General features: G+C 71.4%; 27 protein-coding genes. 14 read left to right on the top strand and 13 right to left on the bottom strand.

All coding sequences use genetic code 11. From position 1 onward, the window contains the following. Nucleotides 1–39: 39 nt before the first annotated feature. Nucleotides 40–237: a hypothetical protein gene (locus ACFWBT_RS27680; protein WP_266762642.1), complete on the bottom strand. Its 198-nt coding sequence runs from the start codon at nucleotides 235–237 to the stop codon at nucleotides 40–42. A gap of 548 nt (nucleotides 238–785) precedes the next feature. On the opposite strand from ACFWBT_RS27680, the gene ACFWBT_RS27685 reads away from it, so the two are divergent. The 6 genes from ACFWBT_RS27685 to ACFWBT_RS27710 all read left to right on the top strand — a co-directional run bounded on the left by ACFWBT_RS27685 (nucleotide 786) and on the right by ACFWBT_RS27710 (nucleotide 6,080). Beyond that, entirely contained in the window at nucleotides 786–2,072 is a 1,287-nt protein-coding gene (locus ACFWBT_RS27685) for a DUF2254 family protein (protein ID WP_385705226.1), read from the top strand. Between the two features lie 659 nt (nucleotides 2,073–2,731). Next, on the top strand, nucleotides 2,732–3,148 hold the full coding sequence (locus ACFWBT_RS27690) for an SHOCT domain-containing protein (protein ID WP_385705228.1): 417 nt from the start codon (nucleotides 2,732–2,734) through the stop codon (nucleotides 3,146–3,148). A gap of 193 nt (nucleotides 3,149–3,341) precedes the next feature. Further along, the gene (locus tag ACFWBT_RS27695) at nucleotides 3,342–3,722 is read left to right on the top strand and encodes a helix-turn-helix transcriptional regulator (protein ID WP_266765847.1); all 381 of its coding nucleotides are present in this window, start codon (nucleotides 3,342–3,344) and stop codon (nucleotides 3,720–3,722) included. 126 nt (nucleotides 3,723–3,848) lie between these two features. Further along, a complete protein-coding gene (locus tag ACFWBT_RS27700; RefSeq protein ID WP_266762637.1) occupies nucleotides 3,849–4,268 on the top strand; it encodes a VOC family protein in 420 nt (139 codons plus the stop codon). Nucleotides 4,269–4,458: 190 nt separating this feature from the next. Then, on the top strand, nucleotides 4,459–5,331 hold the full coding sequence (locus ACFWBT_RS27705) for a hypothetical protein (RefSeq protein ID WP_385705230.1): 873 nt from the start codon (nucleotides 4,459–4,461) through the stop codon (nucleotides 5,329–5,331). After that, the gene (locus tag ACFWBT_RS27710) at nucleotides 5,328–6,080 is read left to right on the top strand and encodes a VOC family protein (protein WP_385705231.1); all 753 of its coding nucleotides are present in this window, start codon (nucleotides 5,328–5,330) and stop codon (nucleotides 6,078–6,080) included. Before ACFWBT_RS27705 ends, ACFWBT_RS27710 begins: the two co-directional genes overlap by 4 nt. Here ACFWBT_RS27710 and ACFWBT_RS27715 read toward each other — a convergent pair. The 6 genes from ACFWBT_RS27715 to ACFWBT_RS27740 all read right to left on the bottom strand — a co-directional run bounded on the left by ACFWBT_RS27715 (nucleotide 6,077) and on the right by ACFWBT_RS27740 (nucleotide 9,270). After that, entirely contained in the window at nucleotides 6,077–6,286 is a 210-nt protein-coding gene (locus tag ACFWBT_RS27715) for a hypothetical protein (protein ID WP_385705233.1), read from the bottom strand. The two genes, ACFWBT_RS27710 and ACFWBT_RS27715, sit on opposite strands and share 4 nt — an antisense overlap. A gap of 44 nt (nucleotides 6,287–6,330) precedes the next feature. Then, nucleotides 6,331–6,678, bottom strand: a complete 348-nt coding sequence (locus tag ACFWBT_RS27720; protein ID WP_385705235.1) for a DUF952 domain-containing protein — start codon at nucleotides 6,676–6,678, stop codon at nucleotides 6,331–6,333. Between the two features lie 10 nt (nucleotides 6,679–6,688). Beyond that, nucleotides 6,689–7,915 carry an RNA polymerase sigma factor gene (locus tag ACFWBT_RS27725; protein ID WP_385705237.1) on the bottom strand — a complete coding sequence of 409 codons (1,227 nt, stop codon included), beginning with the start codon at nucleotides 7,913–7,915 and terminating at the stop codon, nucleotides 6,689–6,691. A 5-nt stretch (nucleotides 7,916–7,920) separates the two neighbouring features. Continuing rightward, nucleotides 7,921–8,334 (bottom strand): YciI family protein, encoded by a 414-nt coding sequence (locus ACFWBT_RS27730; RefSeq protein WP_385705239.1) that lies wholly within the window; start codon nucleotides 8,332–8,334, stop codon nucleotides 7,921–7,923. A gap of 106 nt (nucleotides 8,335–8,440) precedes the next feature. Next, on the bottom strand, nucleotides 8,441–8,659 hold the full coding sequence (locus ACFWBT_RS27735; RefSeq protein WP_385705240.1) for a hypothetical protein: 219 nt from the start codon (nucleotides 8,657–8,659) through the stop codon (nucleotides 8,441–8,443). A 26-nt stretch (nucleotides 8,660–8,685) separates the two neighbouring features. After that, entirely contained in the window at nucleotides 8,686–9,270 is a 585-nt protein-coding gene (locus tag ACFWBT_RS27740; protein ID WP_385705242.1) for a dihydrofolate reductase family protein, read from the bottom strand. Between the two features lie 142 nt (nucleotides 9,271–9,412). On the opposite strand from ACFWBT_RS27740, the gene ACFWBT_RS27745 reads away from it, so the two are divergent. After that, on the top strand, nucleotides 9,413–10,003 hold the full coding sequence (locus tag ACFWBT_RS27745; protein ID WP_385705244.1) for a TetR/AcrR family transcriptional regulator: 591 nt from the start codon (nucleotides 9,413–9,415) through the stop codon (nucleotides 10,001–10,003). Between the two features lie 157 nt (nucleotides 10,004–10,160). Here the strand turns inward: ACFWBT_RS27745 and ACFWBT_RS27750 are convergent, their stop codons facing one another. The 3 genes from ACFWBT_RS27750 to ACFWBT_RS27760 all read right to left on the bottom strand — a co-directional run bounded on the left by ACFWBT_RS27750 (nucleotide 10,161) and on the right by ACFWBT_RS27760 (nucleotide 13,804). Further along, nucleotides 10,161–10,793 carry a GNAT family N-acetyltransferase gene (locus ACFWBT_RS27750; RefSeq protein ID WP_385705245.1) on the bottom strand — a complete coding sequence of 211 codons (633 nt, stop codon included), beginning with the start codon at nucleotides 10,791–10,793 and terminating at the stop codon, nucleotides 10,161–10,163. A gap of 337 nt (nucleotides 10,794–11,130) precedes the next feature. After that, nucleotides 11,131–12,177, bottom strand: coding sequence for a family 2 encapsulin nanocompartment cargo protein polyprenyl transferase (locus tag ACFWBT_RS27755; protein WP_385705246.1), 1,047 nt, complete (start codon nucleotides 12,175–12,177; stop codon nucleotides 11,131–11,133). A 220-nt stretch (nucleotides 12,178–12,397) separates the two neighbouring features. Further along, a complete protein-coding gene (locus ACFWBT_RS27760) occupies nucleotides 12,398–13,804 on the bottom strand; it encodes a family 2B encapsulin nanocompartment shell protein (RefSeq protein WP_385705247.1) in 1,407 nt (468 codons plus the stop codon). Nucleotides 13,805–14,168: 364 nt separating this feature from the next. Here ACFWBT_RS27760 and ACFWBT_RS27765 point away from each other — a divergent pair, with 364 nt between their 5' ends. Continuing rightward, nucleotides 14,169–14,759, top strand: coding sequence for an N-acetylmuramoyl-L-alanine amidase (locus ACFWBT_RS27765; RefSeq protein ID WP_385705249.1), 591 nt, complete (start codon nucleotides 14,169–14,171; stop codon nucleotides 14,757–14,759). 340 nt (nucleotides 14,760–15,099) lie between these two features. After that, nucleotides 15,100–16,041, top strand: a complete 942-nt coding sequence (locus ACFWBT_RS27770; RefSeq protein WP_385705262.1) for a 1-aminocyclopropane-1-carboxylate deaminase/D-cysteine desulfhydrase — start codon at nucleotides 15,100–15,102, stop codon at nucleotides 16,039–16,041. On the opposite strand, the gene ACFWBT_RS27775 is transcribed toward ACFWBT_RS27770, so the two are convergent. Beyond that, nucleotides 16,023–17,618 carry a Na+/H+ antiporter gene (locus ACFWBT_RS27775; RefSeq protein ID WP_385705251.1) on the bottom strand — a complete coding sequence of 532 codons (1,596 nt, stop codon included), beginning with the start codon at nucleotides 17,616–17,618 and terminating at the stop codon, nucleotides 16,023–16,025. The genes ACFWBT_RS27770 and ACFWBT_RS27775 overlap by 19 nt on opposite strands. Nucleotides 17,619–17,680: 62 nt before the next feature. Here ACFWBT_RS27775 and ACFWBT_RS27780 point away from each other — a divergent pair, with 62 nt between their 5' ends. The 3 genes from ACFWBT_RS27780 to ACFWBT_RS27790 all read left to right on the top strand — a co-directional run bounded on the left by ACFWBT_RS27780 (nucleotide 17,681) and on the right by ACFWBT_RS27790 (nucleotide 19,774). Beyond that, nucleotides 17,681–17,941, top strand: coding sequence for a UBP-type zinc finger domain-containing protein (locus tag ACFWBT_RS27780; protein ID WP_385705252.1), 261 nt, complete (start codon nucleotides 17,681–17,683; stop codon nucleotides 17,939–17,941). Nucleotides 17,942–18,224: 283 nt separating this feature from the next. Beyond that, a complete protein-coding gene (locus ACFWBT_RS27785; RefSeq protein WP_261707968.1) occupies nucleotides 18,225–18,638 on the top strand; it encodes an anti-sigma regulatory factor in 414 nt (137 codons plus the stop codon). Further along, the gene (locus ACFWBT_RS27790) at nucleotides 18,635–19,774 is read left to right on the top strand and encodes an RNA polymerase sigma factor SigF (protein WP_385705254.1); all 1,140 of its coding nucleotides are present in this window, start codon (nucleotides 18,635–18,637) and stop codon (nucleotides 19,772–19,774) included. The genes ACFWBT_RS27785 and ACFWBT_RS27790 overlap by 4 nt, the downstream gene beginning before the upstream one ends. A 7-nt stretch (nucleotides 19,775–19,781) precedes the next feature. Here the strand turns inward: ACFWBT_RS27790 and ACFWBT_RS27795 are convergent, their stop codons facing one another. Next, nucleotides 19,782–20,234, bottom strand: coding sequence for a hypothetical protein (locus tag ACFWBT_RS27795; protein ID WP_385705256.1), 453 nt, complete (start codon nucleotides 20,232–20,234; stop codon nucleotides 19,782–19,784). A 170-nt stretch (nucleotides 20,235–20,404) separates the two neighbouring features. Between ACFWBT_RS27795 and ACFWBT_RS27800 the strand changes: the two genes are divergently transcribed. Both ACFWBT_RS27800 and ACFWBT_RS27805 read left to right on the top strand, forming a co-directional pair. Further along, nucleotides 20,405–21,373 (top strand): diacylglycerol/lipid kinase family protein, encoded by a 969-nt coding sequence (locus ACFWBT_RS27800; protein ID WP_385705258.1) that lies wholly within the window; start codon nucleotides 20,405–20,407, stop codon nucleotides 21,371–21,373. Nucleotides 21,374–21,691: 318 nt separating this feature from the next. Then, complete coding sequence (locus ACFWBT_RS27805; protein ID WP_006380970.1) at nucleotides 21,692–21,949, top strand: WhiB family transcriptional regulator; 258 nt, start codon at nucleotides 21,692–21,694, stop codon at nucleotides 21,947–21,949. A 301-nt stretch (nucleotides 21,950–22,250) separates the two neighbouring features. On the opposite strand, the gene ACFWBT_RS27810 is transcribed toward ACFWBT_RS27805, so the two are convergent. Next, nucleotides 22,251–23,726: a sensor histidine kinase gene (locus ACFWBT_RS27810; RefSeq protein ID WP_385705260.1), complete on the bottom strand. Its 1,476-nt coding sequence runs from the start codon at nucleotides 23,724–23,726 to the stop codon at nucleotides 22,251–22,253. Nucleotides 23,727–24,394 lie beyond the last annotated feature (668 nt).

Raw genomic sequence — 24,394 nt, forward strand, 5'->3', positions numbered from 1 at the left:
GCCGAACACGGTGTCCCGCGGACCGGGTGCGTTCTGCCGTCATACGGGCAGCTGGCGCATCTCGATCACTCTCAGGCCCAGTGCCTGGAACCGGGTGAGCAGTCCATACAGATGGGCGTCGTCGATCACGGTGCCGAAGAACAGGGTCTGTTCCTTCGTACGCACCTTCTCGAGTTCGGAAAAGGCCGAGGCGAGCGTGTCCGAAACGATGCCGGCGATGCGGAATTCGTAGCGCATACGAGCACTTCCCTCGGGGCCGGGGCACGGGGTCCGCTGCAATCCCCTGCCATCGTCGGCCCCCGGGCACCGATGGCGCATCCCCCGGTGCGGGCGACATCCGCCCACCTCAGGACACTCCCGCTCACCACACTCCACTCTCCGCCCACGCGTCGCGGTCCGCTCTCCACCCGCGCCGCGGCGTGCCCTGTCCTCCTTCCGGCCGGCCTTTCGTCGTCAGGCCGTGCGGTGCGCACCGGTCCGCGCCTTCCGGGGCCGTACCGCGCCCGAAAAGGGTGAGCGGGCGGCGGGCGGCACCCGGCGTGGGTGGCTCACCTTCGGCGGGTGATGCGGGCGCTCGCGCCGAGGGCGAGTCTTGAGGGGCGGGCCCGCGCTCCGCCGGCCCCGGCACCGCCCCGGAGGATGTCACCGATGAACGCTCGCGCGCCCGTCGACCGGGGTGCCCTCGCGGCCGTACCACCGCCGCCCCGGGAGTGACGGTGGTCCGCTCCGCCGGTCACGGCGGCTCCGTCCGCACCGGCCACTCCGCCTTCCGCCGGAGGCGGCGCTTGCGCGCGGGCCTCCTCCAACTCGTGTTCATCGCCGTCGGACTGGGCCTCGGCCTCGTCGTCCCGGAATTCACCCGGGGACCCGAGCTGCCGTCCCGCCCGGTGGCGGAGATGCTGCTCGCGACCGGTTTCGGGGTGCTGGGCGCGGCCACCGTCATCTTCTCCGTGCTGTTCCTGGTGGTGCAGTGGGCGGCCACGACGTTCACGCCACGCCTCACCCTGTTCCGGGACGCGCCGATCGTGTGGCGGACGTTCGCCTTCGCCGTCGGGCTGACCGTCTTCTGCGCGACCGCCGCCCTGACCATCGCCAACCGCGACGAGGTCTCGGTGGTCGTCCCGATCAGCGCGGGCGTCCTGCTGCTCCTGCTGCTGACGCTGCTGCGCACCCTCCTGCTGACGGCCGTCGCCGCGATCCAGCTGGCCCCGGTGCTCGGCTCCATCACCGAACGGGGCCGGCACAACATCGACGTCCTGTATACGAGCGGCCCTGGAGATACGGGTGGCTCGGGAGGTCCGGGAGATACAGGTGGCTCGGGAGGTCCGGGAGATACAGGTGGCTCGGCAGATACGGGCGGTCCGGGAGCTACCCGTGGTCCGAGAGGGTCGGACGGGCCGCACGGGCCGGACGGGCCGGACAGGCCCCGGTCCGCGGTCTGCTGGCCGAAGGCCGCCGCGGTGCTGCAACGCGTGGACGTGGACCTGCTGGCGGGCGCGGCACGGGCGGCGGACGCGGTCGTCGTGCTGCGGGTGACCCCCGGCACCACCATGCAGCACGGCACCACCGTCGCCGAGGTGTACGACGGCGACCTGCCCGGCTCCGCCGTCCTGCGCGGCCTGGAGACCGGCGCCGAACGGGTCTTCGACCAGGACCCCGGACTCGCGTTCCGGCTGCTCGCCGACATCGCGCTCAGGGCGCTGTCCCCGGCGGTCAACGACCCCGCCACGGCGGTGCAGGCGCTGGACGCCATGGAGGATCTGCTGCGCCGCCCGGCGCGGGCCCGGTCGCGCGAGGTCACCGACCGTTCGGGCGTCCTGCGCGTGGTCGTCCCGCTGCCGGGCTGGGAGGACTTCCTGCGGACCGCTCTGGACGATGTGATCCCGGCCGCCCGGAACTCCCCGTCGGTCCTCATCCGCCTCCGGGCGCTCCTGGAGGACCTGCGGAGCGCGGGCCGCGACCGCGGCGAAGCGCTGCTCACCACGCGGCTGACCTGGGTGGACGAGGAGCTCGGCGCCCGCTTCTCCCGGCTGCGGGACGCCCTCGCGCAGGAGCGCCTGGACGAAGGATGAGCCGGGCGCGCAGGAGCGCCGGGACGAAGGATGAGCCGGTCGCCGAGGAGTCCCGGGCCCGGCCGGCCGGTCACCGGGAGCCCGCGGCAACGGATCCGAGAGCTCACCCGCGGGGGGTGAGGCGGCGATGCGGGGGGTGACCGCACTCTGGAGCCGAAGCAAGACGTCTCGCGTCAGAGAGGGCACCGCTCATGGCCTGCATCCAGCGGCAGATCCGGCCCGTGCCGGGCGTGCCGCGCCCCGGGCCGGTCCGCCGAGGCCCGAATGACCCCGAACCGTCCTTCTCGCCGTCGTGGCCCGCGAGGGCCCCGCGTCCCGCGCCGTCCATGCGGCCGCTGCCGCCCCCGGACGACGTCCCGGACGTCGCACCGATCCCGCCGATCACGCCGGACGACGTCCTCACGGCGTGCCCCGTGTGTTCGGGCGGCCCTGCTCGCCCCCCGCCTTCGAGCATCTGTCCGCCGGCGGACTCCGCCGCACCGTCCGCCACACCACCGCGCTCTGCGCACCGATCCGCCAGGCCCTGCTGAACGGCCGTGACCCCCCGCTGGACGGGCCCGGGCGGAATCCCCGAGATCGCGACCCGGCGCCCGGCGACTACTCGATCCGCACCAAGGCAACGCCCGCGGAGATGTCGCACAACCGACAGGAGTTCGACCATGAACGGCTCGCTCAATCTGGCAGCGGACTACCCCCTGCTGAACGTCTTCTGGACCACGATGTGGTTCTTCCTCTGGATCCTCTGGTTCATGCTGCTCTTCCGGGTCATCGGAGACATCTTCCGCGACGACGAGCTGAGCGGCTGGGGCAAGTCGGGCTGGTGCGTCTTCGTCGTCATCCTGCCCTTCCTGGGCATCTTCGTGTACCTGATCGCACGGGGCCGCGGAATGGGTGAGCGCGAGATGAAGCGCATGCAGAAGAACCAGGAGGACATGAACTCCTACATCCGTGAGACCGCCGGGACCACCGGCACCGGGAAGGCCGACGAACTGGCCAAGCTCGCGGATCTCAAGAACCACGGCCACATCACGGCCGAGGAGTTCGAGACGGCCAAGGCCAAGGTCCTCGCCGCCTGACGGCAGGGACACCCCCGCGTACGAAGGACCGCCGCCGTCCTCCGGGTCAGTGATCCCCCGGAGGACGGCGCGCTGTCGATCGTGGGTCCGGGGCGTTCCGGGCCCTGTTGTCGGTGGCGCGTGCCATTCTGGTGATGTGGGCAATCCCAGACTCCTCGAAGACCTGGTCCGGTTGCGCCAGGCCCGCGACCGGATGAACCGCGACTACGCGGAGCCGTTGGACATGGCCACGCTCGCGCGCACCGCGCTGATGTCGCCCGGGCACTTCCAGCGCAGTTTCCGGGAGGCCTTCGGCGAGACGCCGTACACCTATCTGATGACCCGCCGGATAGAGCGGGCCAAGGCTCTGCTGCGGCGAGGCGACATGACGGTGACCGAGGTGTGCTTCGCGGTCGGCTGTACGTCGCTCGGATCGTTCAGCTCGCGGTTCACGGAGCTGGTGGGCGAGACCCCGAGCGCGTACCGCGCCCGGCCGCACGACCACGGCGCCCCCATTCCGTCCTGCGTGGCGCGCCGCATGACCCGCCCGGCCCGCCACCGCAACCCCGAAGCGGAACCGGGCACGCGCCTCTAGGGCCTGTCCGGGCGGCTCGGGCCACGGAAGAGCGGGGTCGCCCGCCCCCTGGGTCCCGGGCATGCGAGTCCCGGGCATGAGCCGTCGGACAAGGCCTGTTGCCTGTCGCGGCACTAGGTTGGTCGCATGGATCTGAAACTCTCCCAGTGCTTCATCTCCGTCGACGACCACGACAAGGCGCTCGCCTTCTACCGTGACGTGCTGGGCCTGGAGGTCCGGGGTGACGTCGGGTTCGAGGGCATGCGGTGGGTCACGGTCGGCTCGCCGCTCCAGCCGGACGTGGAGATCGTCCTGGAGCCCCCGGCCGCGGACCCGGACGCCTCTCCCGCGGACAAGCAGGCCATGGCCGAGCTGCTGGCCAAGGGGATGCTGCGCGGTGTGATCTTCTCGACCACCGACTGCGACGAGCTCTTCGAGCGCGTCCGCTCCTCGGGCGCCGAGGTCATCCAGGAACCCGTGGACCAGCCCTACGGCCTGCGGGACTGCGCCTTCCGCGACCCGGCGGGCAACCTCCTGCGCTTCGCGGAGAAGCACCGCACCGGCTGACCCGGGCAGCCCGGCCGGCTCGCCGCAGCGCCGGATGGCGTCGCGCCGTCCGTCGTTCTCGGGTGCCCGCGGCACCCGAGGGGTGCCGGACCGCCGGAATCGCTCGGGAGGGACACTACGTTCCATGTGGTCCGCGGGCGCAGTGCTCTCCCGCGGGGTGAACCGTCCGAGCGCCTACGAGGAGTCACCCGTGCCGTCCGCGCGCCCCCGCATCCTGTACGTCAGCGACCTGGCCTATCCGGCCAAGGAGCGGCGGTACTGCGACGAGGACATCACCTTGACCTCGTCGCTGCGCGAGGAGTTCGACATCGCCGTGTGTCACCCGCTGGACGCGGCCGCGCTGATGTCCGGCTTCGACGCCGTGGTCGTACGCAACAGCGGGCCGGTCCTGCACTACCAGGCCGCGTACGACGCGTTCCGGGAGCGGGCCCTCGCGGACGGTGTCCGGGTCTACAACCAGCTGTCGGGCAAGGGGGACATGGCCGGCAAGGGGTACCTGCTGGAGCTGACCGCCGCCGGGTTCCCGGTCATCCCCACCGTCGACAGCGCACCGGACCTGGACCTGCTGCCCGAGGCCGACTCCTACGCGGTGAAGCCGAAGCAGGGCGCGGACTCCATCGGCCTGGAATTCGTGCCGCGCGAGAGGCTCGCCGGGCTGCCGTTCGGCGACATCCTCGTCCAGCCGCGCATCGACTTCCGCTACGAGGTGTCGTTCTACTTCGTCGACGACACCCTCCAGTACGCCCTGTACGCGCCCGACCCGGAGCGGCGCTGGGCCCTGGAGCCGTACGAACCGACGTCCGAGGACCGGGAGTTCGCTCAGCGCTTCGTCGACTGGAACGACATCGCGTACGGCATCCAGCGCGTGGACGCCTGCCGGGCCCCCGGCGGTGAGCTGCTCCTCGTCGAGCTGGAGGACCTCAACCCGTATCTCTCGCTGGACCTCCTCTCCCCCGAGGTTCGGGACGCCTTCGTCTCACGGATGAAAACGTCGTTGCGCGCCCTGCTCGGGCAGGAGACGGTACGAGCCGTGCCGCCCGTCCGACAGGGAGATCACCCATGACCACGCCACCCGTCCGGTGGACCTACGCCTTCGTCGACCGGCCCGGCCGGGATTTCGCTGCGGCTCTGGACTTCTGGACCTCGGTCACGCGGACGAAGCTGTCCGAACCGCGCGGCGATCAGGGCGAGTTCGTGACGCTGCTGCCCGGCGGGGCCGACGCGTGCGTGAAGGCGCAGGCTGTCGCGGACGGGACCGGGGGTACGCATCTCGACCTCGCCGTCGAGGACGTACCGGCGCTGGTGGAGTCGGCTCGGCGGCTGGGTGCCGAAGTGGTCTCCGGCCATGACGGGTGGGCCGTACTCCGTTCGCCCGGCGGTCAGTTGTTCTGCGCGGTGCCCTGGCAGGGGGAGTCCGCGCGGCCACCCGTGGTCGAGGAGCCGGGCGGCGCGACGAGCCGGCTCGACCAGGTGAGCATCGACCTGGCACCGGATGTGTACGCCGCCGAGATCGCCTTCTGGAGCGAGCTCACGGGGTGGGGGTCCCACCCGGGCGCGCTCCCCGAGTTCCACCTCATCAAGCCGCCCGCCGGACTGCCGCTCCGCATCCTGCTGCAACGCCTCGGCGCCGGCCGCCCCACCTCCGCCCACCTCGATCTCGCCTGCTCGGACGTCGAGGCGGTCCGGACCCACCACGAGGACCTCGGGGCCACGCCGGTCGGCCGGGGTGCGCGCTGGACGGTGATGCGGGACCCCGTCGGCGGCGTCTACTGCCTGACCGGCCGCGATCCCGGGACAGGCAGCCTGCCCTAGGGCCCGGTCCCGACCGCACAGATGACGGGCCACCCGTCCTCCGTCTCCGGGCAGGGGGGCTTCGAGACGTCGGAGGAGAGCAGCGGCGCCGGGGCGTCGCGGCCGTCCTCCTCGGACCTGTACCAGCCGGTGGGCGGTGGCGGCTCCGCCGCGTCCTGGAGCCAGAGCGTGAGGACGCCGCCCCCGACCACGACGACCGCCCACACCGCCAGAATCCACCGCCATATTCGACGTCGTCCCCCCGTCGCGGTCACGCCGAAGCCACCCCGCCCTGGTCCCAGACCTCCACGTCCGCGACGGCGTCCACCGGAATCGGCCCGTAGATGTGCGGGAACTCCTCGCCGCCGGGCTCCATCGCCTCGAACCGGACGGGCACGTCCAGCCGTTCGGTGTCGACGACGAGGACCACGAGCTCGTCGGGTCCGGTGTAGGAGCCGTACACCATGGCTGCCACGGCCGGGAGTTGGTGGCGCAGCGAGCAGTGGATGAAGCCCTCCTCCTGGAGGGTCCGACCGCGGGTGGACATCGCGAAGGCGCCCGACGCGCGGGCCGCGTCCCAGAGGGAGCGCTCGGTCAGGTGCAACAGGGGTTCGGACATAGGGCCAACGCTATGGCCTCAGCCGGGCCGCCCGCGCCTCCAGATAACGCCGTTCGGGGAGGCTGAGGGTCTGGCCGGCCGCCGACGCGTAGGCGGCCCGGGCGCCGGCCGTGTCCCCCGCGCGCTCCAGCAGATGGGCGCGGACCGCGTCCAGCCGGTGTCCCGCGGCCGACACCCCCTCCAGTCGGTCGAGTTCGGCGAGGGCGGTGCCCGGGCCGTGCACCATGGCCACGGCGACTGTGCGGTTGAGGCGTTCGACGGGGCCGGGGACCCGGAGGACGAGGACGTCGTAGAGGCCGAGGATCTCGGCCCAGTCCGTCGCCTCGGCCGAGGGCGCCTCGTCGTGGACCGCGGCGATCGCGGCCCGGAGCGCGTAGGGGCCCGCCGGACCCCGCGTCAGCGCCTCCGTCACCAGGGCCACCCCCTCCCCGATCGCCGCCCTGTCCCAGCGGTCGCGGTCCTGCTCGTCGAGGGGAACGAGCTCTCCGTACGGTCCGGTCCGCGCGGCGCGCCGGGCGTCGGTCAGCAGCATCAGCGCGAGCAGGCCGCTCACCTCGCCGTCCTCGGGCAGCAGCCGGTGCACCGTCCGGGTCAAGCGGATGGCCTCGCGGGCGAGTCCGGCCCTTTGGAGCGCGGTTCCGGAGGTCGCCGTATAGCCCTCGTTGAAGATCAGGTAGAGGGTGTGGAGGACGGCGGGCAGCCGTTCCTCCCAGTGGTCGGGGCGGCCGAAGCCCATGCCCCGCACCCGCTGCTTGGCCCGGCTGATCCGTTGCGCCATGGTCGCCTCGGGCACCAGGTACGCCCGCGCGATCTCCGCCGTGGTCAGACCGCCCACCGCGCGCAGGGTGAGCGCGATCTGCCCGGCCGGGGACAGATCGGGGTGGCAGCACAGGAAGAGGAGGGAGAGCGTGTCGTCCTCCGACGGGGCACGGCCCGCGCCCGGCGGCGGTGCCGTGAACGCGTCCCGGGGCGTCAGCGCCGCCGCCTTCTCCTCCCGCAGCCGCCGCGACTCCTCCGCGCGCAGGGCGTCGACGAGCCGTCGCGAGGCGACCTTGATCAGCCATCCGCGCGGGTTGTCCGGCACGCCCTTCGCGGGCCACTGCCGGGCGGCCGCGAGCAGCGCCTCCTGCACGGCGTCCTCGGCGGCGTCGAAGTGCCCGTAGCGGCGGACCAGCGCGCCGAGGACCTGCGGCGCGTGCCGGCGCAGCAGGTCCTCGACCTCGGTCGTGCCTCTCATCCCGCTCAGATGTCCCCGGCACCGTCCTGGATGCGCCGGATGACCACCGGGTATTCGGTGAGGCCCTCGGGGCCCGGGCAGCGGGTGACGCGTTCGGCGATCTCGGTGACCCGCTCCAGGCTCGCGCAGTCGACCACCCAGTAGCCGGCCATCAGTTCCTTGGTCTCGCTGTACGGGCCGTCGGTGATCACGGCCTTGCCGTCGGACCCCTTGCTCACCAGGCGGGTCTGCGCGGGTTCGACCAGCCCCTGCGCGTCGACCAGTTCACCCGATTCGGAGAGGTCGTCGCTGATCGCGCCCATGTAGGCGTACATGGCCTGCAGTTCCTGCTCGCTCCAGGCCGGTGACTGGGCGGTCGCCTTGCCCCGCATGCTCTCGTAGTCGGCCTGTGTGCCCTGCACCATCACCAGGTACTTCATGAGTCCGCTCCTTCGGCTTCCTCGGCTCGGGCCGCCCGTGCCGGGCGGCTCTCACTGGGGACGTCGGAGCCGGCCCGCCCTTCTCTACACCGCGGCGTCGGGCGCGTCAGGATTCTTCCGCGGCGGCCTCTTCCGGCAGATCGGGCCCGGGCTCCACCGGCAGGACGTGTCCGTGCCCGGGCGCGTCGGTGTACGCCTCGCACTCCGGGTTCCGGCAGGGGCCGGGGCCCCACCTGGGGACCCAGGCGCCCAGGGTCTTGTACCGGTGCACCACCGTGGCGACCGGTTGCCCGCAGACGGGACATGCATGCTCATCGGTGCCCATGCCTTCAGGGTAGGACGGCGGCGGACTCAGCGCTTCCTGCGGTACGTCCGCACGAGCACGCCGTTCCCGAACACCCGAACCCCGTCGAGAGTGAACTCGGTGATGTCGAAGCCGGAGCCGAACATCGGCATTCCGGAGCCGAGGACCACGGGGTATGTCTTGACGACCAGTTCGTCCACCTCGTCGATCAGCGCGCCCGCGAGCCGCGAGCCGCCGCACAGGTAGACGCCGAACTCGCTGTCCTCCGACTTGAGTTCGCGGACGGCCCCCAGGATGTCGTCCGCGACGATCCGAACCTGCGGGTCGGGCGACTCGGTGAGGCTCCGGGAGCCGACGTACTGGCGCAGATGCGCGTACGGGCTGGTCACTCCGACGTCCAGCGCCACGTCGTAGCTGCCACGGCCCTGGACGACCGTGTCGAACACGCGGTTCTCCAGGTCGTCGATGCCGAGGGCCCGGCGGCCCGGCGTCGACAGGGTCTCCGGGTACTCCGCCTTGAGGAAGGCGAGGAACTCCTCGTCGACGAACGGCATGAACGCCCGTGCGTCTCCGTCGGGGTCGCCGATGAAGCCGTCGATCGAGCAGGCGACGAAATAGGTGAGCTTGCGCAAGCGGGTCTCTTCTCGTAGGCGGTGTCTTCTGGACGGCTTCCGCCGAACCACTTCAGTTATAGTGCTTCACCTGTAGTGGTTACAAGGGGATTTTCCGGCCACCCCGGAGAATGTCCCGACGACCGACGCGGAGGAGGCCCGTATGGCAAGGAACATCGAGCGCAGAGCCGCTCTCGTCGACGCCGCCGTGGCGGTGCTGGCGCGGGAGGGGGCCCGCGGGCTGACGTTCCGCGCGGTGGACGCCGGGGCCGCCGTCCCGGTGGGCACCGCGTCGAACTATTTCACCGACCGCGACGACCTGCTCAACCAGATCGACGCCCACCTCCACCAGCGCCTGGCCCCGGACCCGGCGGTCCTGGCCGAGCTGCTGAAGGGCCCCCGGAACCGGGCCCTGGTCCTGGACTTCATGCGCGACCTGCTGAGCCGCGCGACCCGTGACCGCACGGGCTATCTCGCCCTCTTCGAGATGCGGCTGGAGGCCACCCGCCGCCCGGCCCTGCGCACCTCGTACACCGCGTCGGTGCGCGGCGACCTGGACCAGGGCATGGAGTTCCACCGGGACGCGGGGCTGCCGGGCGGCGACGAGACCGTGGTCGTCCTCTACCTCGCGGTGCTCGGGCTGCTCCTGGAGCACCTGACCCTGCCCGGGGTACTGGACGAGACCCTGCCGGGCGTCGCCGTACCGGACGCCCTGCTCGAAAGGATCGTGATGACGATCGTCCCGGAGGCCTAGCCCTCCGGGTCGTGGGGCAGGGCGAGGTCCGGGTCCGGGTCCGGGTCTCCAGGCCCCCAGGGGGCAGACTGGAGCCGGCGCCCGGGCATCCCCGGTCAGGCCGGGATCCAGGGCTGGCGCCCGCGACCCGAGCGAGCCGGGGCGGGGCGGGCCGGATCTAGAGCCGGGGCCCGTGACCGGGGCGGGGGTCGCGCCACATCGGCCACATCCGCGGGCCGTCCGGCAGGTCGAGGGGACGGCCCGTCAGCACGAAGCCGAGCCGTTCGTACAGTGCGCGGCTGCGGTCGTTGCTGGCCTCCAGATACGCGGCCAGGCCCTCACGGTCGCAGCGTTCGAGGACCGACTCGATGAGCGCGCTGCCGAGCCCCTCGCCCTGGCGCTCCGGCGCCACCCCGATCATCCACAGGTACGCGTGGGCGCGCCCCACGGGGTGGACGTCCGCCGTCAGCCGGCCGATCAGCTCGACCCGTTCGTTGTCCGGGTCGACAGCCGCGCGCAGCTGCGCGGGGCCGTCCTCGTCCTCACCGTCGCTCTCCGTCGCGTCCCCGTGCTCGCCGTCGGGGAGGGACAGCCACAGGGCGCACGCCGAACCGTCCTCGGCCAGGTCCACACGCCCCTCGGCGAGCACCGCGTCGGTGAACGCCGCCATCAGCCTGGGGTGCGTCGCACGGCGGTGCGCCGGGTCCGGGAAGACCCAGTTGCTCACCGGATCGTCCTGGAACGCCTTGTCCAGCAGCCGGACGACCAGCTCCCGGTCCGCCTCGCCCGCCACCCGTATCGCCACACCCATGACCCGCCCCGCCCTTCGCCCCAACCGGCCTTGACCGTACGGCGGTTGAGCCTAATCGCCCCGGAGTCGACGGACCGACCCCGGGTGCCCGAGGGGTGGGCGGCCGGATGTCCGGCGTCCGGGAGACCGGATGCGCGTGGCCCAGGGGGTGTGCGGTCCGGCCCGCGAACCGTTCCGGTGCGCAGACCCGGGCGGCTGCGCGGTCCGGCCCGCGCGAAGGCGCGGGCCCCGCACACCGTGGGGATGTGCGGGGCCCGCTCTCCGGAGCCCGGCACCGCACGGATGTCAGGTGCCGTACGGTGCCCGGGGCTCCGGGGTCTTCGACCGGCCGGGCCGGTCAGTTGCTGCGCCGGGTGACGAACTCGGCGAGGGCCAGAAGACCTCCCGCCGCCTCGGGGTCGGGGACCGCCCGGGACAGTTCGTGCATCGCCCGGGACATCCGGTCGGCCGCCTGGACCTGTGCCCAGTCGCGCCCGCCCGCCCGCTCGACGGCGAGCACCGTGCGCTCCATGTCTCCTTCCCGGTAAGGCGCCGCGTACAACTCGGCCAGCTCCGCGGCCGCCGGGCTGCCCGAGGTGAGCGCGGCGACCACCGGCAGCGACTTCTTGCGGGCGACGAGGTCCGCCCCGGCCGGTTTGCCGGTGCGGCCCGGGTCCCCCCAGATCCCGATCACGTCGTCGATCAGCTGGAAGGCGAGCCCGGCCTCCCGGCCGAACGCGTCGAGCGCCTCGACGTCCTCGGCGTCCGCCCCCGCGTACAGCCCCCCGATGGCACAGGCGCTGCCGAGCAGCGCGCCCGTCTTCGCCTCGGCCATGGCCAGGCACGCGTCGAGGGTGACCTCGCCGGGGCCGAGCCGCTCCATGGCCGTGTCCGTGTGCTGTCCGGCGCACAGTTCTACGACGCAGCCCGCGAGCCGCGCGGCGGCCGCCGAGGACGCGGGGTGCGGGTCCTCGGCGAGCAGCCGCTGGGCCAGCGCCTGCAGGGCGTCCCCGGCGAGGATCGCGTCGGCGTCGCCGAACACGGTCCACGCGGTGGGGCGGTGTCTGCGGGTGGTGTCCCGGTCCATCACGTCGTCGTGCAGCAGGGTGAAGTTGTGGATCAGCTCCACCGCGGCGGCCGCGCGTACGGCCGTCGCCTGCTGTCCGCCGAGCGCCTGGACCGCGGTCAGCACGAGCGCGGGCCGGATGGCCTTACCGGCGTTCCCCGCCGCCGGAGTGCCGTCCGCCTGCTCCCAGCCGAAGTGGTACAGCGCGATCCTGCGCATCGAGCCCGGCAGCGAGTCGATCGCCCCGCGCAGTTCTGGGTCGACGGACGCCCGCGCGCGCTCCAGGATGCCCGCCGCCTCCTGCGCGTCGAGCGGGTTCGGCGCGCCCTGCCTTCCCATGGGTCTCCCGCCGGCACCTCGCCTGTCCGGAGGTCCGGCCGGGCGCCGCCCGTTCGGAATTCCGGCCGGACCCTGCTGCGTCTCCGTCGTCATGCGGTCACCTGCGCGATCGCACCGGACGGCCCGCCGACGGTCGCCTCCGAACGGCCGCCGGGCGCGCACCCCCGTCGTGTTCCCGCCCCGAGGGAGGGGAACACGACGGGCTCCGCCTCGCGGAATGTCACCGCCAGCGGCCGATCTCGACGTTCTCCAGGATGCCGAGGGCGTCCGGCACGAGCACCGCGGCCGAGTAGTACGCCGTCACCAGGTAGGAGATGATCGCCTGTTCGTTGATGCCCATGAAGCGCACCGACAGGCTCGGCTCGATCTCGTCCGGGAGACCCGCCTGCTGGAGCCCGACCACTCCCTGCTCGGCCTCGCCGGTGCGCATGGCGATGATCGAGGTCGTACGGGCGTCGCTGACCGGGATCTTGTTGCACGGGAAGATCGGCACCCCGCGCCAGGTCGGGATGCGGTTGCCGCCCATCTCGATGGTCTCGGGGACGAGTCCGCGCTTGTTCAGTTCGCGGCCGAACGCGGAGATCGCGCGCGGGTGGGCGAGGAACAGCTTGGTGCCGCGGCGTCGGCTGAGCAGCTCGTCCATGTCGTCGGGGCTCGGTACGCCGTCGTGCGGCTGGATCCGCTGGTCGTACTCGCAGTTGTTGAGCATGCCGAACTCGCGGTTGTTGATGAGTTCGTGCTCCTGGCGCTCCTTCAACGCCTCCACGGTGAGCCGCAACTGCTGCTCGGTCTGGTTCATCGGCTGGTTGTAGAGGTCGGCCACGCGTGTGTGCAGGCGCAGGACGGTCTGGGCGATGCTCAGTTCGTACTCGCGCGGGGTGGCCTCGTAGTCCACGAAGGTGCCCGGGATGTCCGATTCACCGGTGTGGCCGGCCGCGAGGTCGATCTCCTTCTCGCCGTACTTGTTGGTGCGCTGCGAGGGGATCGCGCGCAGTTCCTGGAGATGCTCCCGCAGTGAATCGGAGCGCTCCGCCACCTGTTCGAGGTCCTGGCGGGGCAGCGCGAGCACGGTGACCGCCGTCACCGCGCGGGCCGTGTACTCCCAGATGGCCTCCGGGTCGATGAGCGCCTGCTCGCCGAAGTACGCGCCGTCGGCGAGGACACCGAGCACCGCGTCGTCCCCGTAGGGGCCGGTGCCGATCTTCTCGACCTTGCCGTGCGCCAGCAGGAACACCTCGTCGGCCTGGCTGCCGAACGAGGCCAGCACATCTCCCGGGACGAACTCCCGCTGCTGGCACCGCTGGGCGAGCTCGCCCAGCACTTCCAGGTCCTCGTACGACCGCAGTACGGACAGTTCGCCGAGCTCCGCGGGGATCACCTGGACACGGTCACCGGTCTTGACGAACGTGACGCGACCGTCGCCCACGGAGTAACTGAGCCGCCGGTTCACGCGGTACGTGCCACCTTGCACGTTCACCCACGGAAGCATGCGCAGCAGCCACCGTGAGCTGATCTCCTGCATCTGTGGCGCGGACTTGGTGGTGGTGGCCAGGTTCCGCGCGGCTGATGTGCCGAGACTCTGCTGCGGACGGTTCTGCTCCGCGCGGACCTCTTCGCCTACCGACATGAAAATTGCCCTCCCGGTCGTGCACTGATCTTGCAGAGCAAGCCTTCCATCACGGAGCGTGCTGGTGCTATTACACGAATGAGGGGGAATGGATCACCCCGGACCTGGGCAGAGAGGGTGATTCCGTCGAGCGGTCGCCGCCCGCCGGCCGGTGAAGCTCCGGATCGGGTCGCTTCGGACGCCCGAGAACCGTGCCGCCGCCCGCGGAGACGCTTTCCCCCGGTCCTGACCGGTTCCTCCGTGACTGACCGGATCGGCTCGCACGCCGTGCGAACGAGTGGGTCGGGGGACCTGGGCGGCGATACAAGCTGCGATACGAGTCGGCCACGCAAGGTGGCCGACGCGCAGCGCGAAGGAGGCGGCCATGGCCTCGCCCATGTCCGCGGGCAGCTTCCTGGACCGGATCAGGGAGGAAGGCGTCCATGTCGTCGAGGTCGGCGACTGGAAGCATCACAACCGCAATCACAAGGGCCCGTGGGGGCCGGTGCACGGCGTGATGATCCACCACACGGTGACCTCGGGGACCGAGCGAACGGTCGGGATCTGCCGCGAGGGCCACGGGGACCTGCCGGGGCCGCTGTGCCACGGCGTCATCACCAAGGACGGCGCCCTCCACCTGGTCGGCTACGGCCGGACCAACCACGCGGGCCTCGGCGACGACGACGTGCTGCGCGCGGTGATCGCCGAGAAGGCGCTCCCGCACGACAACGAGGCCAACACCGACGGCAACCGCCACTTCTACGGCTTCGAGTGCGAGAACCTCGGCGACGGCAAGGACCCGTGGCCCGAGGCGCAGTTGGACGCCATCGCCAAGGTCTCCGCCGCGATCTGCCGGCACTACGGCTGGACGGAACGCTCGGTCATCGGCCACTTGGAATGGCAGCCCGGCAAGGTGGACCCGCGAGGATTCACGATGAGCTTCCTGCGGGGGCGCGTCCGCGAGCTGCTGAAGTGAGCGAATGCTCCCGGGGCTCACTGCGCGCTGCCCCCGGACCGCCCCCAGAGCCTGAAGGCCGGGGCCGCACCCCTGGGTTGGTTCCCCGGTCCTGAACCGCGGCGCTGAATCCCGGCTGGGCCCCGAGGCCGGACCCCGGAACGAGTCCCGGAGCCGGACCCCGGGGCGAATCCCGGAGCCGGACCCCGGGGCGAATCGCGGAGCTGGGCCGAGCGGTCGGTGTGGCCACCGACGCTGCGGGGCACCCCGGCGTCCGGCCCTCCCCGGACAGGTGTCCGACAATGGGAGCGTGACCAGCTCCGATGCCCCGGATCCCGCCGCAGCCCGCGGCGCGCCGGGCATGCCCGAAGCGCTCGGCCCGGCCGGCCCCGGGCCGCGGCTTCCGTCGCCGCTGCGGGAGGCCGTGGACGCGCGATGCGCGCGCCACGGCGTCCGCCTGCTGTTGAAGCGGGACGATCTGATCCACCCGGAGCTGACCGGCAACAAGTGGCGCAAGCTGACGCCGAACCTCGAAGCGGCGGCGGGCCGCACCCTGGTCACCTTCGGCGGGGCGTACTCGAACCATCTGCGCGCCACCGCCGCGGCCGGCCGCCTGCTGGGCCTGCCCACCCTCGGCGTGGTCCGCGGCCAGGAGCTGGCGGACCGCCCACTGAACCCCTCGCTCGCCCGCTGCGCGGCCGACGGCATGCGCCTGCACTTCGTCGACAGGTCGACCTATCGCCGCAAGACGGAGCCGCGGACGCTGGCCGGGATCCTGGGCTCGACGGACACCGAGGACGCGTACGTGGTGCCCGAGGGCGGCAGCAACGCCCTCGCCGTACGCGGCTGCCGGGCGCTCGGCGAGGAACTGCGCGACCACGGCGGCATCGACGTGGCCGCCGTCGCCTGCGGTACCGGCGGCACCCTCGCGGGCCTGGCCGCGGGCCTCGCACCCGGCCAGCGTGCCCTAGGTGTCCCGGTCCTCAGAGGCGGGTTCCTCGACGCCGACACGACGGCCCTGCAGACGGCCGCCTTCGGCGCCCGGCGCGGAACCTGGTCCCTCGACGACCGCTTCCACTTCGGCGGCTACGGCCGTACCACTCCCGAACTCGACGCCTTCGCGGAGGACTTCGAGCAGCGCCACGGGCTGCCGGTCGAACGTCTCTATGTCGCCAAGATGCTGTACGGACTTGTCGCCCTCGCCGAGGAGGGCGCGTTCCCTCGCGGCACGACGGTCGCCGCGGTGATCACCGGAGCGCCGTTCCCCGCCGCGGGGGCCGCGCCTCAGGCCGCCTCCCGGTAGGCCGCCGCCTCCTCCAGGTCCAGTCGGCGCAGCAGCGTGCGCAGCATCTCGTCGTCGATGTAGCGGTAGTCGCGCAGCTTGACGAAGACCTCGCGCTCGGCGCCGATCATCTCGCGGGAGAGGCGGCGGTAGGTGTCGTCGGCGGTCTCGCCGGTGACCGGGTTGACCGCCCCGAGCCGTTCCCAGACGGCGTTCCGACGCCGCTCCAGGACGGTGCGCAGGCGTTCGGCGAGCGGCGGGGGCAGCGCGTTGCGCTCGTCGGCGAGGAGTTCGTCGAGGCGTTGCTCGGCGGCGCGGGAGGCCTGTGCCTGGGCGTTGGCCTCGGCGAGCGTCTCGGCCTGGGTGTCGCGGCCCGGGAGTTTCAGCAGACGGATCAGCGGGGGCAGCGTCAGGCCCTGCACGACCAGGGTGCCGATGACGGTGGTGAAGGTCAGGAAGAGGATCAGGTTGCGGTCGGGGAAGGCGTCGCCGCCATGCACGGTGAGCGGGATGGAGAAGGCGATGGCGAGCGAGACGACGCCGCGCATGCCGGCCCAGCCGATGACGAACGGCGCCTTCCAGGTGGGGTTCGCCTCGCGTTCGCGGATGCGCGCCGAAAAGATGCGGGGCAGGAAGGTGGCGGGGTAGACCCACACGAAGCGGGCCGCGACGACCACCAGGAAGAGGGCGATGGCGTACCAGGCGGCGCTTGTGCCCTCGTACGCCCCGAGGCCCTTCAGGACGACCGGCAGTTGCAGTCCGATCAGCGCGAACACCGCGGACTCCAGGATGAACGCGACCATCTTCCAGACCGCCTCCTCCTGGAGCCGGGTCGCGAAGTCCACCTCCCAGGAGCGGTGTCCGAGGTAGAGCGCGACGACGACGACCGCGAGCACCCCGGAGGCGTTGAACTGCTCGGCGACGCCGTAGGCGACGAAGGGGATCAGCAGGGAGAGGGCGTTCTGCAGGAGCGCTTCGTTCATGTGGGTGCGCAGCCAGTGGATGGGGATCATCAGGACGAGTCCGACGACCACCCCGCCGACCGCCGCGAGCAGGAACTCGCCGACGCCGCCCGCCCAGGTCGCGCCCTCGCCGACCGCCGCGGCGAGCGCCACCTTGTAGGCGGTGATCGCGGTCGCGTCGTTCACCAGGGACTCGCCCTGAAGGATCGTGGTGATCCGTGAGGGCAGCCCCACCCGGCGCGCCACCGCCGTCGCGGCCACCGCGTCCGGCGGCGCGACGACCGCGCCGAGCACCAGGGCCGCGGTCAGCGGCAGGCTCGGCACGAGCAGATAGGCGACCCAGCCGACCACGAGGGTCGCGAAGAGGACGTAGCCGACCGACAGGAGCGCGACGGGCCTCAGCTGGGCCCTCAGGTCGAGGTAGGAGCTGTCGGTGGCCGCCGTGTACAGCAGCGGGGGCAGCACCAGCGGGAGGACGACTTCGGGGTCGAGTTCGTACGGGGGCACCCCGGGGATGTACGAGACGATCAGGCCCACGGTGACGAGCAGCAGGGGTGCCGGAACCGGAGTACGGCGGGCGGCGCCGGCGACCGCCGCGCTCCCCGCGACCAGCAACAACAGTGGCAACACGTGCATCGTCTTCCGCCCGCCCTCTTTTTCGCGCGGCAATCCCGCACACCCGACGTAACCTGGCCATCATGAAACAGTGCACGCACGCCGACGCGCTGCCGCAGCCCGAACCCGAGCCCCGGAGCGAGACCTGCCAGGAGTGCGTGGCGGCCGGCACCCACCCGGTGCAGCTCCGGCTGTGCCTGGAGTGCGGGCATCTCGCCTGTTGCGACTCCTCACCGATGCGGCACGCGACCGAGCACCACAAGGACACCGGGCATCCGATCATGCGCACGTTCGAGCCGGGGGAGAACTGGCGTTGGTGTTTCGTGGACCACGTACTCGTCTGAGCCGTGGATCACGTGCGCGTGTGACTCAGGATCCGGACGGTTCGACCGTCTGACGTCTGGGTACGTCAACCCGGCGCGCGCTCTTCCTATTTGGGGCCGCAGACCCCTAGCCACTGTCCGTACTCATAGGCTTACTATGAGTGACAGCAAGGGGCGGGGTCCCCAGGACAGGAAAGTCGGGAGCGCGGTAGCGTCACCGCTGAACGACGTAGCGCGTTACCCGGGGGGCGACCCTCGGCCCCCGAAAGAGCTCGAATGAGCTTGTACCACCATGGAGGTGAGGGTGTCCCAGATCGCAGGCGAGCCCGCGACGAAGGACTTCGTGGAAGTCCGGCTGCCGGCCGCGGGTGCCTACCTGTCGGTACTGCGCACGGCCACGGCCGGGCTGGCAGCCCGTTTGGACTTCACCCTCGACGAGATCGAGGACCTGCGCATCGCGGTGGACGAGGCCTGCGCGATCCTGCTGCAGCAGGCCGTCCCCGGTTCGGTGCTCAGTTGTGTCTTCCGGCTCATCGACGACTCACTGGAGGTCACGGTCTCGGCGCCGACCACCGACGGTCACGCTCCGTCACGTGACACCTTCGCGTGGACCGTCCTGTCCGCCCTCGCGGGCAAGGTCGAGTCCACCGTCGCCGAGGACAAGACCGTGACGATCAGTCTCTACAAACAGCGCGGCGCGGGACCCGGGCCGGCGTGAGGAACGGGGACGGGCCGGTGCGGGACGAAGAGCGCGGCACACGGGAGCCTCCCGCGGAGCGCGTCGACGGCCTCGACGGGCCGCGGCACACGGCGGACGGCATCGACGGCATCCCCGAACAGGCCCGGCCGCATCCGGAGAACGGCGCCTCCTCGGCAGCCGCAGCGCAGCTGGGGGTCTCCTCCCCCGTCCGGGGAGGTCCCCCCGGTTCGAGCGCAGCCGAGGACACGGGGGAAGAGCCGCGAGCTCGGGGAATGGTGACGGGCGGGACTATGAGCGAGCACGAGCGAAACGCGGAGCAGAACGTGCAGGGCGCGCAGCACGGGCCGAGCGCCCAGCCGATCCAGCACGGGCCGAGCGCCCAGCACATCCAGCACGATCCCCAGGACCGCAGCGGGGCCCGGGCGATGTTCATCGAGCTGCGCAAACTGCAGGACGGCAGCGCCGAGTACGCGGAGCTGCGCAATCAGCTGGTCCGCATGCATCTGCCGCTCGTCGAGCACCTCGCGCGCCGCTTCCGCAACCGCGGCGAGCCGCTGGACGACCTCACCCAGGTCGCGACGATCGGGCTGATCAAGTCGGTCGACCGGTTCGACCCGGAGCGCGGCGTCGAGTTCTCGACGTACGCGACCCCGACGGTGGTCGGCGAGATCAAGCGGCACTTCCGCGACAAGGGCTGGGCGGTGCGCGTCCCGCGTCGCCTCCAGGAACTGCGGCTGGCCCTGACCACGGCGACCGCGGAACTCTCCCAGCTGCACGGCCGCTCACCGACGGTCCACGAGCTGGCCGAGAAGCTGGCCATCTCGGAGGAAGAGGTCCTGGAGGGCCTGGAGTCCGCCAACGCGTACTCCACGCTGTCCCTGGACGTCCCCGACACGGACGACGAGTCCCCGGCCGTCGCGGACACCCTGGGCGCCGAGGACGAGGCGCTGGAGGGCGTCGAGTACCGCGAGTCGCTGAAGCCCCTCCTGGAGGACCTGCCTCCGCGGGAGAAGCGGATCCTGCTGCTTCGCTTCTTCGGCAACATGACGCAGTCGCAGATCGCGCAGGAGGTCGGCATCTCGCAGATGCACGTCTCGCGGCTGCTCGCCCGCACCCTGGCCCAGCTGCGGGAGAAGCTCCTCGTCGAGGAGTGAGACCCGCCTACGTCTCGTCCTGCACGTCACCGCCGGGCCCTCGGATTCCGAGGGCCCGTGTCGTTGCCGGGTTCAGCAGCAGCACCAGGGCCGCCACCGCGACGGCCGCGAGGGCGATGCCGGCGGGGATCGCCACGCTGTCGGCCTGGAGCAGGGTGTAGGCGACGGGCAGCGCCATGATCTGGGTGATGAGGGCCGGGCCCCGGCTCCAGCCGCGGCGCAGCAGCAGTCCGCGCGCCGCCAGCAGCGGCAGCAGCGCGAGCACGATCAGCGTGACGCCGCCGGTGACGGCCTGCTGCCGGTTGTCGGGGTCGCCTGTGAGTCCGAGCACGAGGACGCAGACGCCGCCCGCCACGAGGGCGGTCCCCTCCAGCGCGGCCAGCGCCGCCGCGGCGGTCAGCCGCCCGGGACGGGGTTCGGCGAGGGGGGCGTCGGGGGTGGGATTCTGCTCACGGCTCACTCCTGAAGAGTAGCCGTCGGCTCCGGACCGCCGGGCGCCCCGGGGCCGGGTACGGCCCGGTCCCAGGGCTCGCGCCGATCCCTCGCCGCGTCCCCGCTCACCCCGGAACCTCTTACTCGATCCCTACCTCGGTCTGGGCCGAGTACCACCCAGTAGGTACGCTGCTTCGCATGCGCGCACTTCTCGTGGTCAATCCGGCAGCAACCACCACAAGTGCGCGGACGCGTGACGTCTTGATCCACGCGCTGGCCAGTGAGATGAAGCTGGAGGCGGTCACCACCGAGTACCGCGGGCACGCCCGGGACCTCGCCAGGCAGGCCGCGGACAGCGACGAGATAGACCTGGTCGTGGCCCTCGGCGGGGACGGCACGGTCAACGAGGTCGTGAACGGTCTTCTCCACCGGGGCCCCGACCCGGAAAGCCTCCCCCGCCTCGCCGTGGTCCCCGGCGGCTCCACCAATGTCTTCGCCCGCGCCCTCGGCCTGCCGAACGACGCCGTGGAGGCGACCGGCGCCCTGCTGGACGCGCTGCGCGAGGAGCGCGAGCGCACGGTCGGCCTCGGCCTCGCCGCGGGGACTCCCGGCACGGAGGACGAGGCCGTACCTTCCCGCTGGTTCACCTTCTGCGCCGGCCTCGGCTTCGACGCGGGGGTGGTGGGGCGGGTCGAGCAGCAGCGCGAACGCGGGCGGCGCTCCACCCATGCGCTGTATCTCCGCCAAGTGGTACGCCAGTTTTTGGACGAACCTCACCGCCGGCACGGAACGATCACCCTGGAGCGCCCCGGCGCGGACCCGGTCACCGATCTGGTCCTGTCCATCATCTGCAACACCGCGCCGTGGACGTTTCTCGGCAATCGTCCGGTGTACGCGGCACCTAAGGCCTCGTTCGATACCGGACTCGACGTACTCGCCCTCAGCCGCATGTCGACGGCCTCGGTTGCCCGGTATGCCACCCAGTTGCTCACTTCGTCCCCCGAACGCGGCCCCCAGGGCAAGCACGCCGTCTCTCTGCATGACCTGACGGACTTCACCTTGCATTCGAAGGCGCCACTGCCCCTTCAGATGGACGGCGACCATCTCGGACTGCGTACTAGCGTGACGTTCACAGGCGTACGCCGTGCACTGCGTGTGATTGTGTGAGCGGAAGGCGCCAAAATCCTTTCACTCGAACGTTTAGGCCAGGGTCCACCCCATGGAAGTACGGCTGTGACTCAGCCGACACCGAGGAATCAAAAAAAACTTTCCTGAAGGGGTTGTATCCGCCGCTGAGGTTTGCGAGTCTCTACGTGGCGCTCGGGACGGCCCGCAACATCGGCCCCACAGAGCACCGGAACCCCTCCTCAAAACACAGGACCACACCAGTCCGTCTGGTTGTCGGCCCTTCACTTGTTGAGGGATTCGTGAAAGCGTTCACATTCACAAGCAACGTGCATGTAATACCAAGGAGAGGTAGCAGCCATGGACTGGCGTCACAACGCCGTTTGCCGCGAGGAAGACCCCGAGCTCTTCTTCCCCATCGGCAACACCGGTCCTGCGCTGCTGCAGATCGAGGAAGCCAAGGCCGTCTGCCGCCGCTGCCCCGTCATGGAGCAGTGCCTGCAGTGGGCGCTCGAGTCCGGCCAGGACTCCGGCGTCTGGGGTGGCCTCAGCGAGGACGAGCGCCGCGCAATGAAGCGCCGTGCCGCCCGCAACCGAGCTCGTCAGGCCACCGCCTGACGTTCCACCCCGCACGAGCCTGAGCTTGGCGGCGCGTACAGCGAGTACGCAACTCCCGCCCCCGAGCCGCAGCGCGCAGTACCCCGATGCGCTTGATGCAACGAGCTTTCAGCCCCGGACCACCTGTGGTCCGGGGCTCATTGCTGTTCACGTCCGGTGCCCGGCGCTCCTGACCTCCAACGACGGTCACGGAGAGTGACGGGCACGCATGGGCATCGACTGCCCCTGCTCGTCGGCCACTTGTGCGGGTATTTGTCCGGATGCTTGTCCGGATGCTTGTCCGGAAGCTTGTCCGGGCCCGCTACTTGGGTACGACCACCGGGATGTCCAGGAGCACCTGGGTACCGCGCTCCGGAGCGGCCACCATGTCGAAGGTGCCGCCCAACTCGCCCTCCACCAGCGTCCGTACGATCTGCAGGCCGAGGTTGCCCGAGCGGTGCGGGTCGAAGCCCTCGGGCAGTCCGACCCCGTCGTCCTGGACGGTGACCAGCAGGCGGGCGTCCTTGGAGGTGCCGCCGCGCACCGCGGAGACCTCGACGGTGCCCCGGTCGCCCTCGCGGAAGCCGTGCTCCAGCGCGTTCTGGAGGATCTCGGTGAGGACCATCGAGAGCGGGGTCGCGACCTCGGCGTCCAGGATGCCGAAGCGTCCGGTGCGCCTGCCGGTGACCTTGCCGGGTGAGATCTCGGCGACCATGGCGAGCACCCGGTCGGCGATCTCGTCGAACTCCACCCGCTCGTCCAGGTTCTGGGAGAGCGTCTCGTGCACGATCGCGATCGAACCGACCCGACGCACGGCTTCCTCCAGGGCTTCCCGGCCGCGGTCCGAGTCGATGCGGCGGGCCTGGAGCCGCAGCAGGGCCGCCACCGTCTGGAGGTTGTTCTTCACCCGGTGGTGGATCTCCCTGATGGTGGCGTCCTTGGTGATCAACTCGCGCTCGCGGCGGCGCAGTTCCGTGACGTCACGGAGGAGGACCAGGGAACCGACTCGGGTGCCCTTGGGCTTGAGCGGGATCGCGCGCAGCTGGATCACGCCCTCGGCACTCTCGATCTCGAACTCGCGGGGCGCCCAGCCGCTGGCGACCTTGGCCAGCGCCTCGTCCACCGGACCCCGGGACGGGGCGAGTTCGGCGGTCGTGGCGCCGAGGTTGCAGCCCACCAGGTCGGCGGCCAGGCCCAGCCGGTGGTACGCGGAGAGCGCGTTCGGTGAGGCGTACTGGACGATGCCGTCCGCGTCGAGGCGGATCAGTCCGTCGCCGACCCGCGGCGAGGCGTCCATGTCGACCTGCTGGTCGGGGAACGGGAAGGTGCCGGCGGCGATCATCTGCGCGAGGTCGGAGGCGCTCTGCAGATACGTCAGTTCGAGGCGGCTCGGGGTGCGCACCGTGAGCAGGTTGGTGTTGCGGGCGATGACACCGAGGACACGGCCCTCGCGGCGCACGGGAATGGACTCGACCCGGACCGGGACCTCCTCGCGCCACTCGGGGTCGCCCTCGCGCACGATCCGGCCCTCGTCGAGCGCCGCGTCCAGCAGGGGGCGACGGCCGCGCGGGACGAGATGGCCGACCATGTCGTCCTGATACGAGGTGGGCCCCGTGTTGGGGCGCATCTGCGCGACCGAGACATAGCGGGTGCCGTCGCGCGTGGGAACCCACAGCACGAGGTCGGCGAAGGAGAGGTCGGAGAGCAACTGCCACTCCGAGACCAGCAGATGCAGCCACTCGAGATCGGAATCACCGAGGGCGGTGTGCTGGCGTACGAGGTCGTTCATGGAGGGCACGTGTGCGAGCGTACCCGGCGGATCCGACAGGTCCCGAAATCAGCCCCCGTGCGGGGGCGCCCCAGGGGCGCCTCAGGGCCCCGGAAACACCCGCGGGCCGCGGCGCCTGGGAGGGACCCTCAACCCTCCCGGCACCGCAGCCCGGAGCAACATCGGCCGTGGGGTGTGCGGTCCCGGTCGGCCGAAGAGAGGAGCCGGAGCAGTCAGGGCAGAGAGCGCCGGTTCCTCGGTCCGCCTTCCTGTGCGGGGAAGGCGGAGGCTTGTTCAGTTTCTCAAAGCATTGTGGACTAGACCATGGTCCTGCGTCCATGTGCCCGCAGCCCGTGCGCCCGCTGATGTTCTTTGTTGTCCGCTTATCCAACACCAGAAGCACCCAGCAGACTATCCCGCTTCGGTTCGTGAACGGGCGGAGTTGCCGGATGAGGACGTCCGGGGCGGTCCGGACGCGCGGGCCCCCTTCCCGGGGCACGGAATGGAAGCGCGTCCCGGCCCGTCGGGGCGACGGAAGGGTGACGCTCTGCTAGATTGGTCTATACCACATGCCCTTCGGGTTCCAGTTGAGTCCCCTGAGTCCCCTCTCCAGATCGGCAGGCCCAGCGTGGAAGTTGTCATCGTCCCGGACGCCAAGGCAGGCGGCGAGCTGATCGCCGAGGCCATGGCGGAACTGC

It is taken from the genome of Streptomyces sp. NPDC060027, from assembly GCF_042737005.1.
Classification (GTDB): domain Bacteria; phylum Actinomycetota; class Actinomycetes; order Streptomycetales; family Streptomycetaceae; genus Streptomyces.

Coding starts and splice junctions, on each gene's coding strand:
- ACFWBT_RS27750 (WP_385705245.1), bottom strand. CDS start 10,793: ATGGGTGTGGCGATACGGGTGGCGGGCGAGGCGGACCGGGAGCTGGTC.
- ACFWBT_RS27720 (WP_385705235.1), bottom strand. CDS start 6,678: ATGTCCGAACCCCTGTTGCACCTGACCGAGCGCTCCCTCTGGGACGCG.
- ACFWBT_RS27760 (WP_385705247.1), bottom strand. CDS start 13,804: ATGTCGGTAGGCGAAGAGGTCCGCGCGGAGCAGAACCGTCCGCAGCAG.
- ACFWBT_RS27730 (WP_385705239.1), bottom strand. CDS start 8,334: ATGAAGTACCTGGTGATGGTGCAGGGCACACAGGCCGACTACGAGAGC.
- ACFWBT_RS27775 (WP_385705251.1), bottom strand. CDS start 17,618: ATGCACGTGTTGCCACTGTTGTTGCTGGTCGCGGGGAGCGCGGCGGTC.
- ACFWBT_RS27745 (WP_385705244.1), top strand. CDS start 9,413: ATGGCAAGGAACATCGAGCGCAGAGCCGCTCTCGTCGACGCCGCCGTG.
- ACFWBT_RS27800 (WP_385705258.1), top strand. CDS start 20,405: ATGCGCGCACTTCTCGTGGTCAATCCGGCAGCAACCACCACAAGTGCG.
- ACFWBT_RS27735 (WP_385705240.1), bottom strand. CDS start 8,659: ATGGGCACCGATGAGCATGCATGTCCCGTCTGCGGGCAACCGGTCGCC.
- ACFWBT_RS27755 (WP_385705246.1), bottom strand. CDS start 12,177: ATGGGAAGGCAGGGCGCGCCGAACCCGCTCGACGCGCAGGAGGCGGCG.
- ACFWBT_RS27680 (WP_266762642.1), bottom strand. CDS start 237: ATGCGCTACGAATTCCGCATCGCCGGCATCGTTTCGGACACGCTCGCC.
- ACFWBT_RS27725 (WP_385705237.1), bottom strand. CDS start 7,915: ATGAGAGGCACGACCGAGGTCGAGGACCTGCTGCGCCGGCACGCGCCG.
- ACFWBT_RS27710 (WP_385705231.1), top strand. CDS start 5,328: ATGACCACGCCACCCGTCCGGTGGACCTACGCCTTCGTCGACCGGCCC.
- ACFWBT_RS27690 (WP_385705228.1), top strand. CDS start 2,732: ATGAACGGCTCGCTCAATCTGGCAGCGGACTACCCCCTGCTGAACGTC.
- ACFWBT_RS27770 (WP_385705262.1), top strand. CDS start 15,100: ATGCCCGAAGCGCTCGGCCCGGCCGGCCCCGGGCCGCGGCTTCCGTCG.
- ACFWBT_RS27765 (WP_385705249.1), top strand. CDS start 14,169: ATGGCCTCGCCCATGTCCGCGGGCAGCTTCCTGGACCGGATCAGGGAG.
- ACFWBT_RS27695 (WP_266765847.1), top strand. CDS start 3,342: ATGAACCGCGACTACGCGGAGCCGTTGGACATGGCCACGCTCGCGCGC.
- ACFWBT_RS27700 (WP_266762637.1), top strand. CDS start 3,849: ATGGATCTGAAACTCTCCCAGTGCTTCATCTCCGTCGACGACCACGAC.
- ACFWBT_RS27805 (WP_006380970.1), top strand. CDS start 21,692: ATGGACTGGCGTCACAACGCCGTTTGCCGCGAGGAAGACCCCGAGCTC.
- ACFWBT_RS27780 (WP_385705252.1), top strand. CDS start 17,681: ATGAAACAGTGCACGCACGCCGACGCGCTGCCGCAGCCCGAACCCGAG.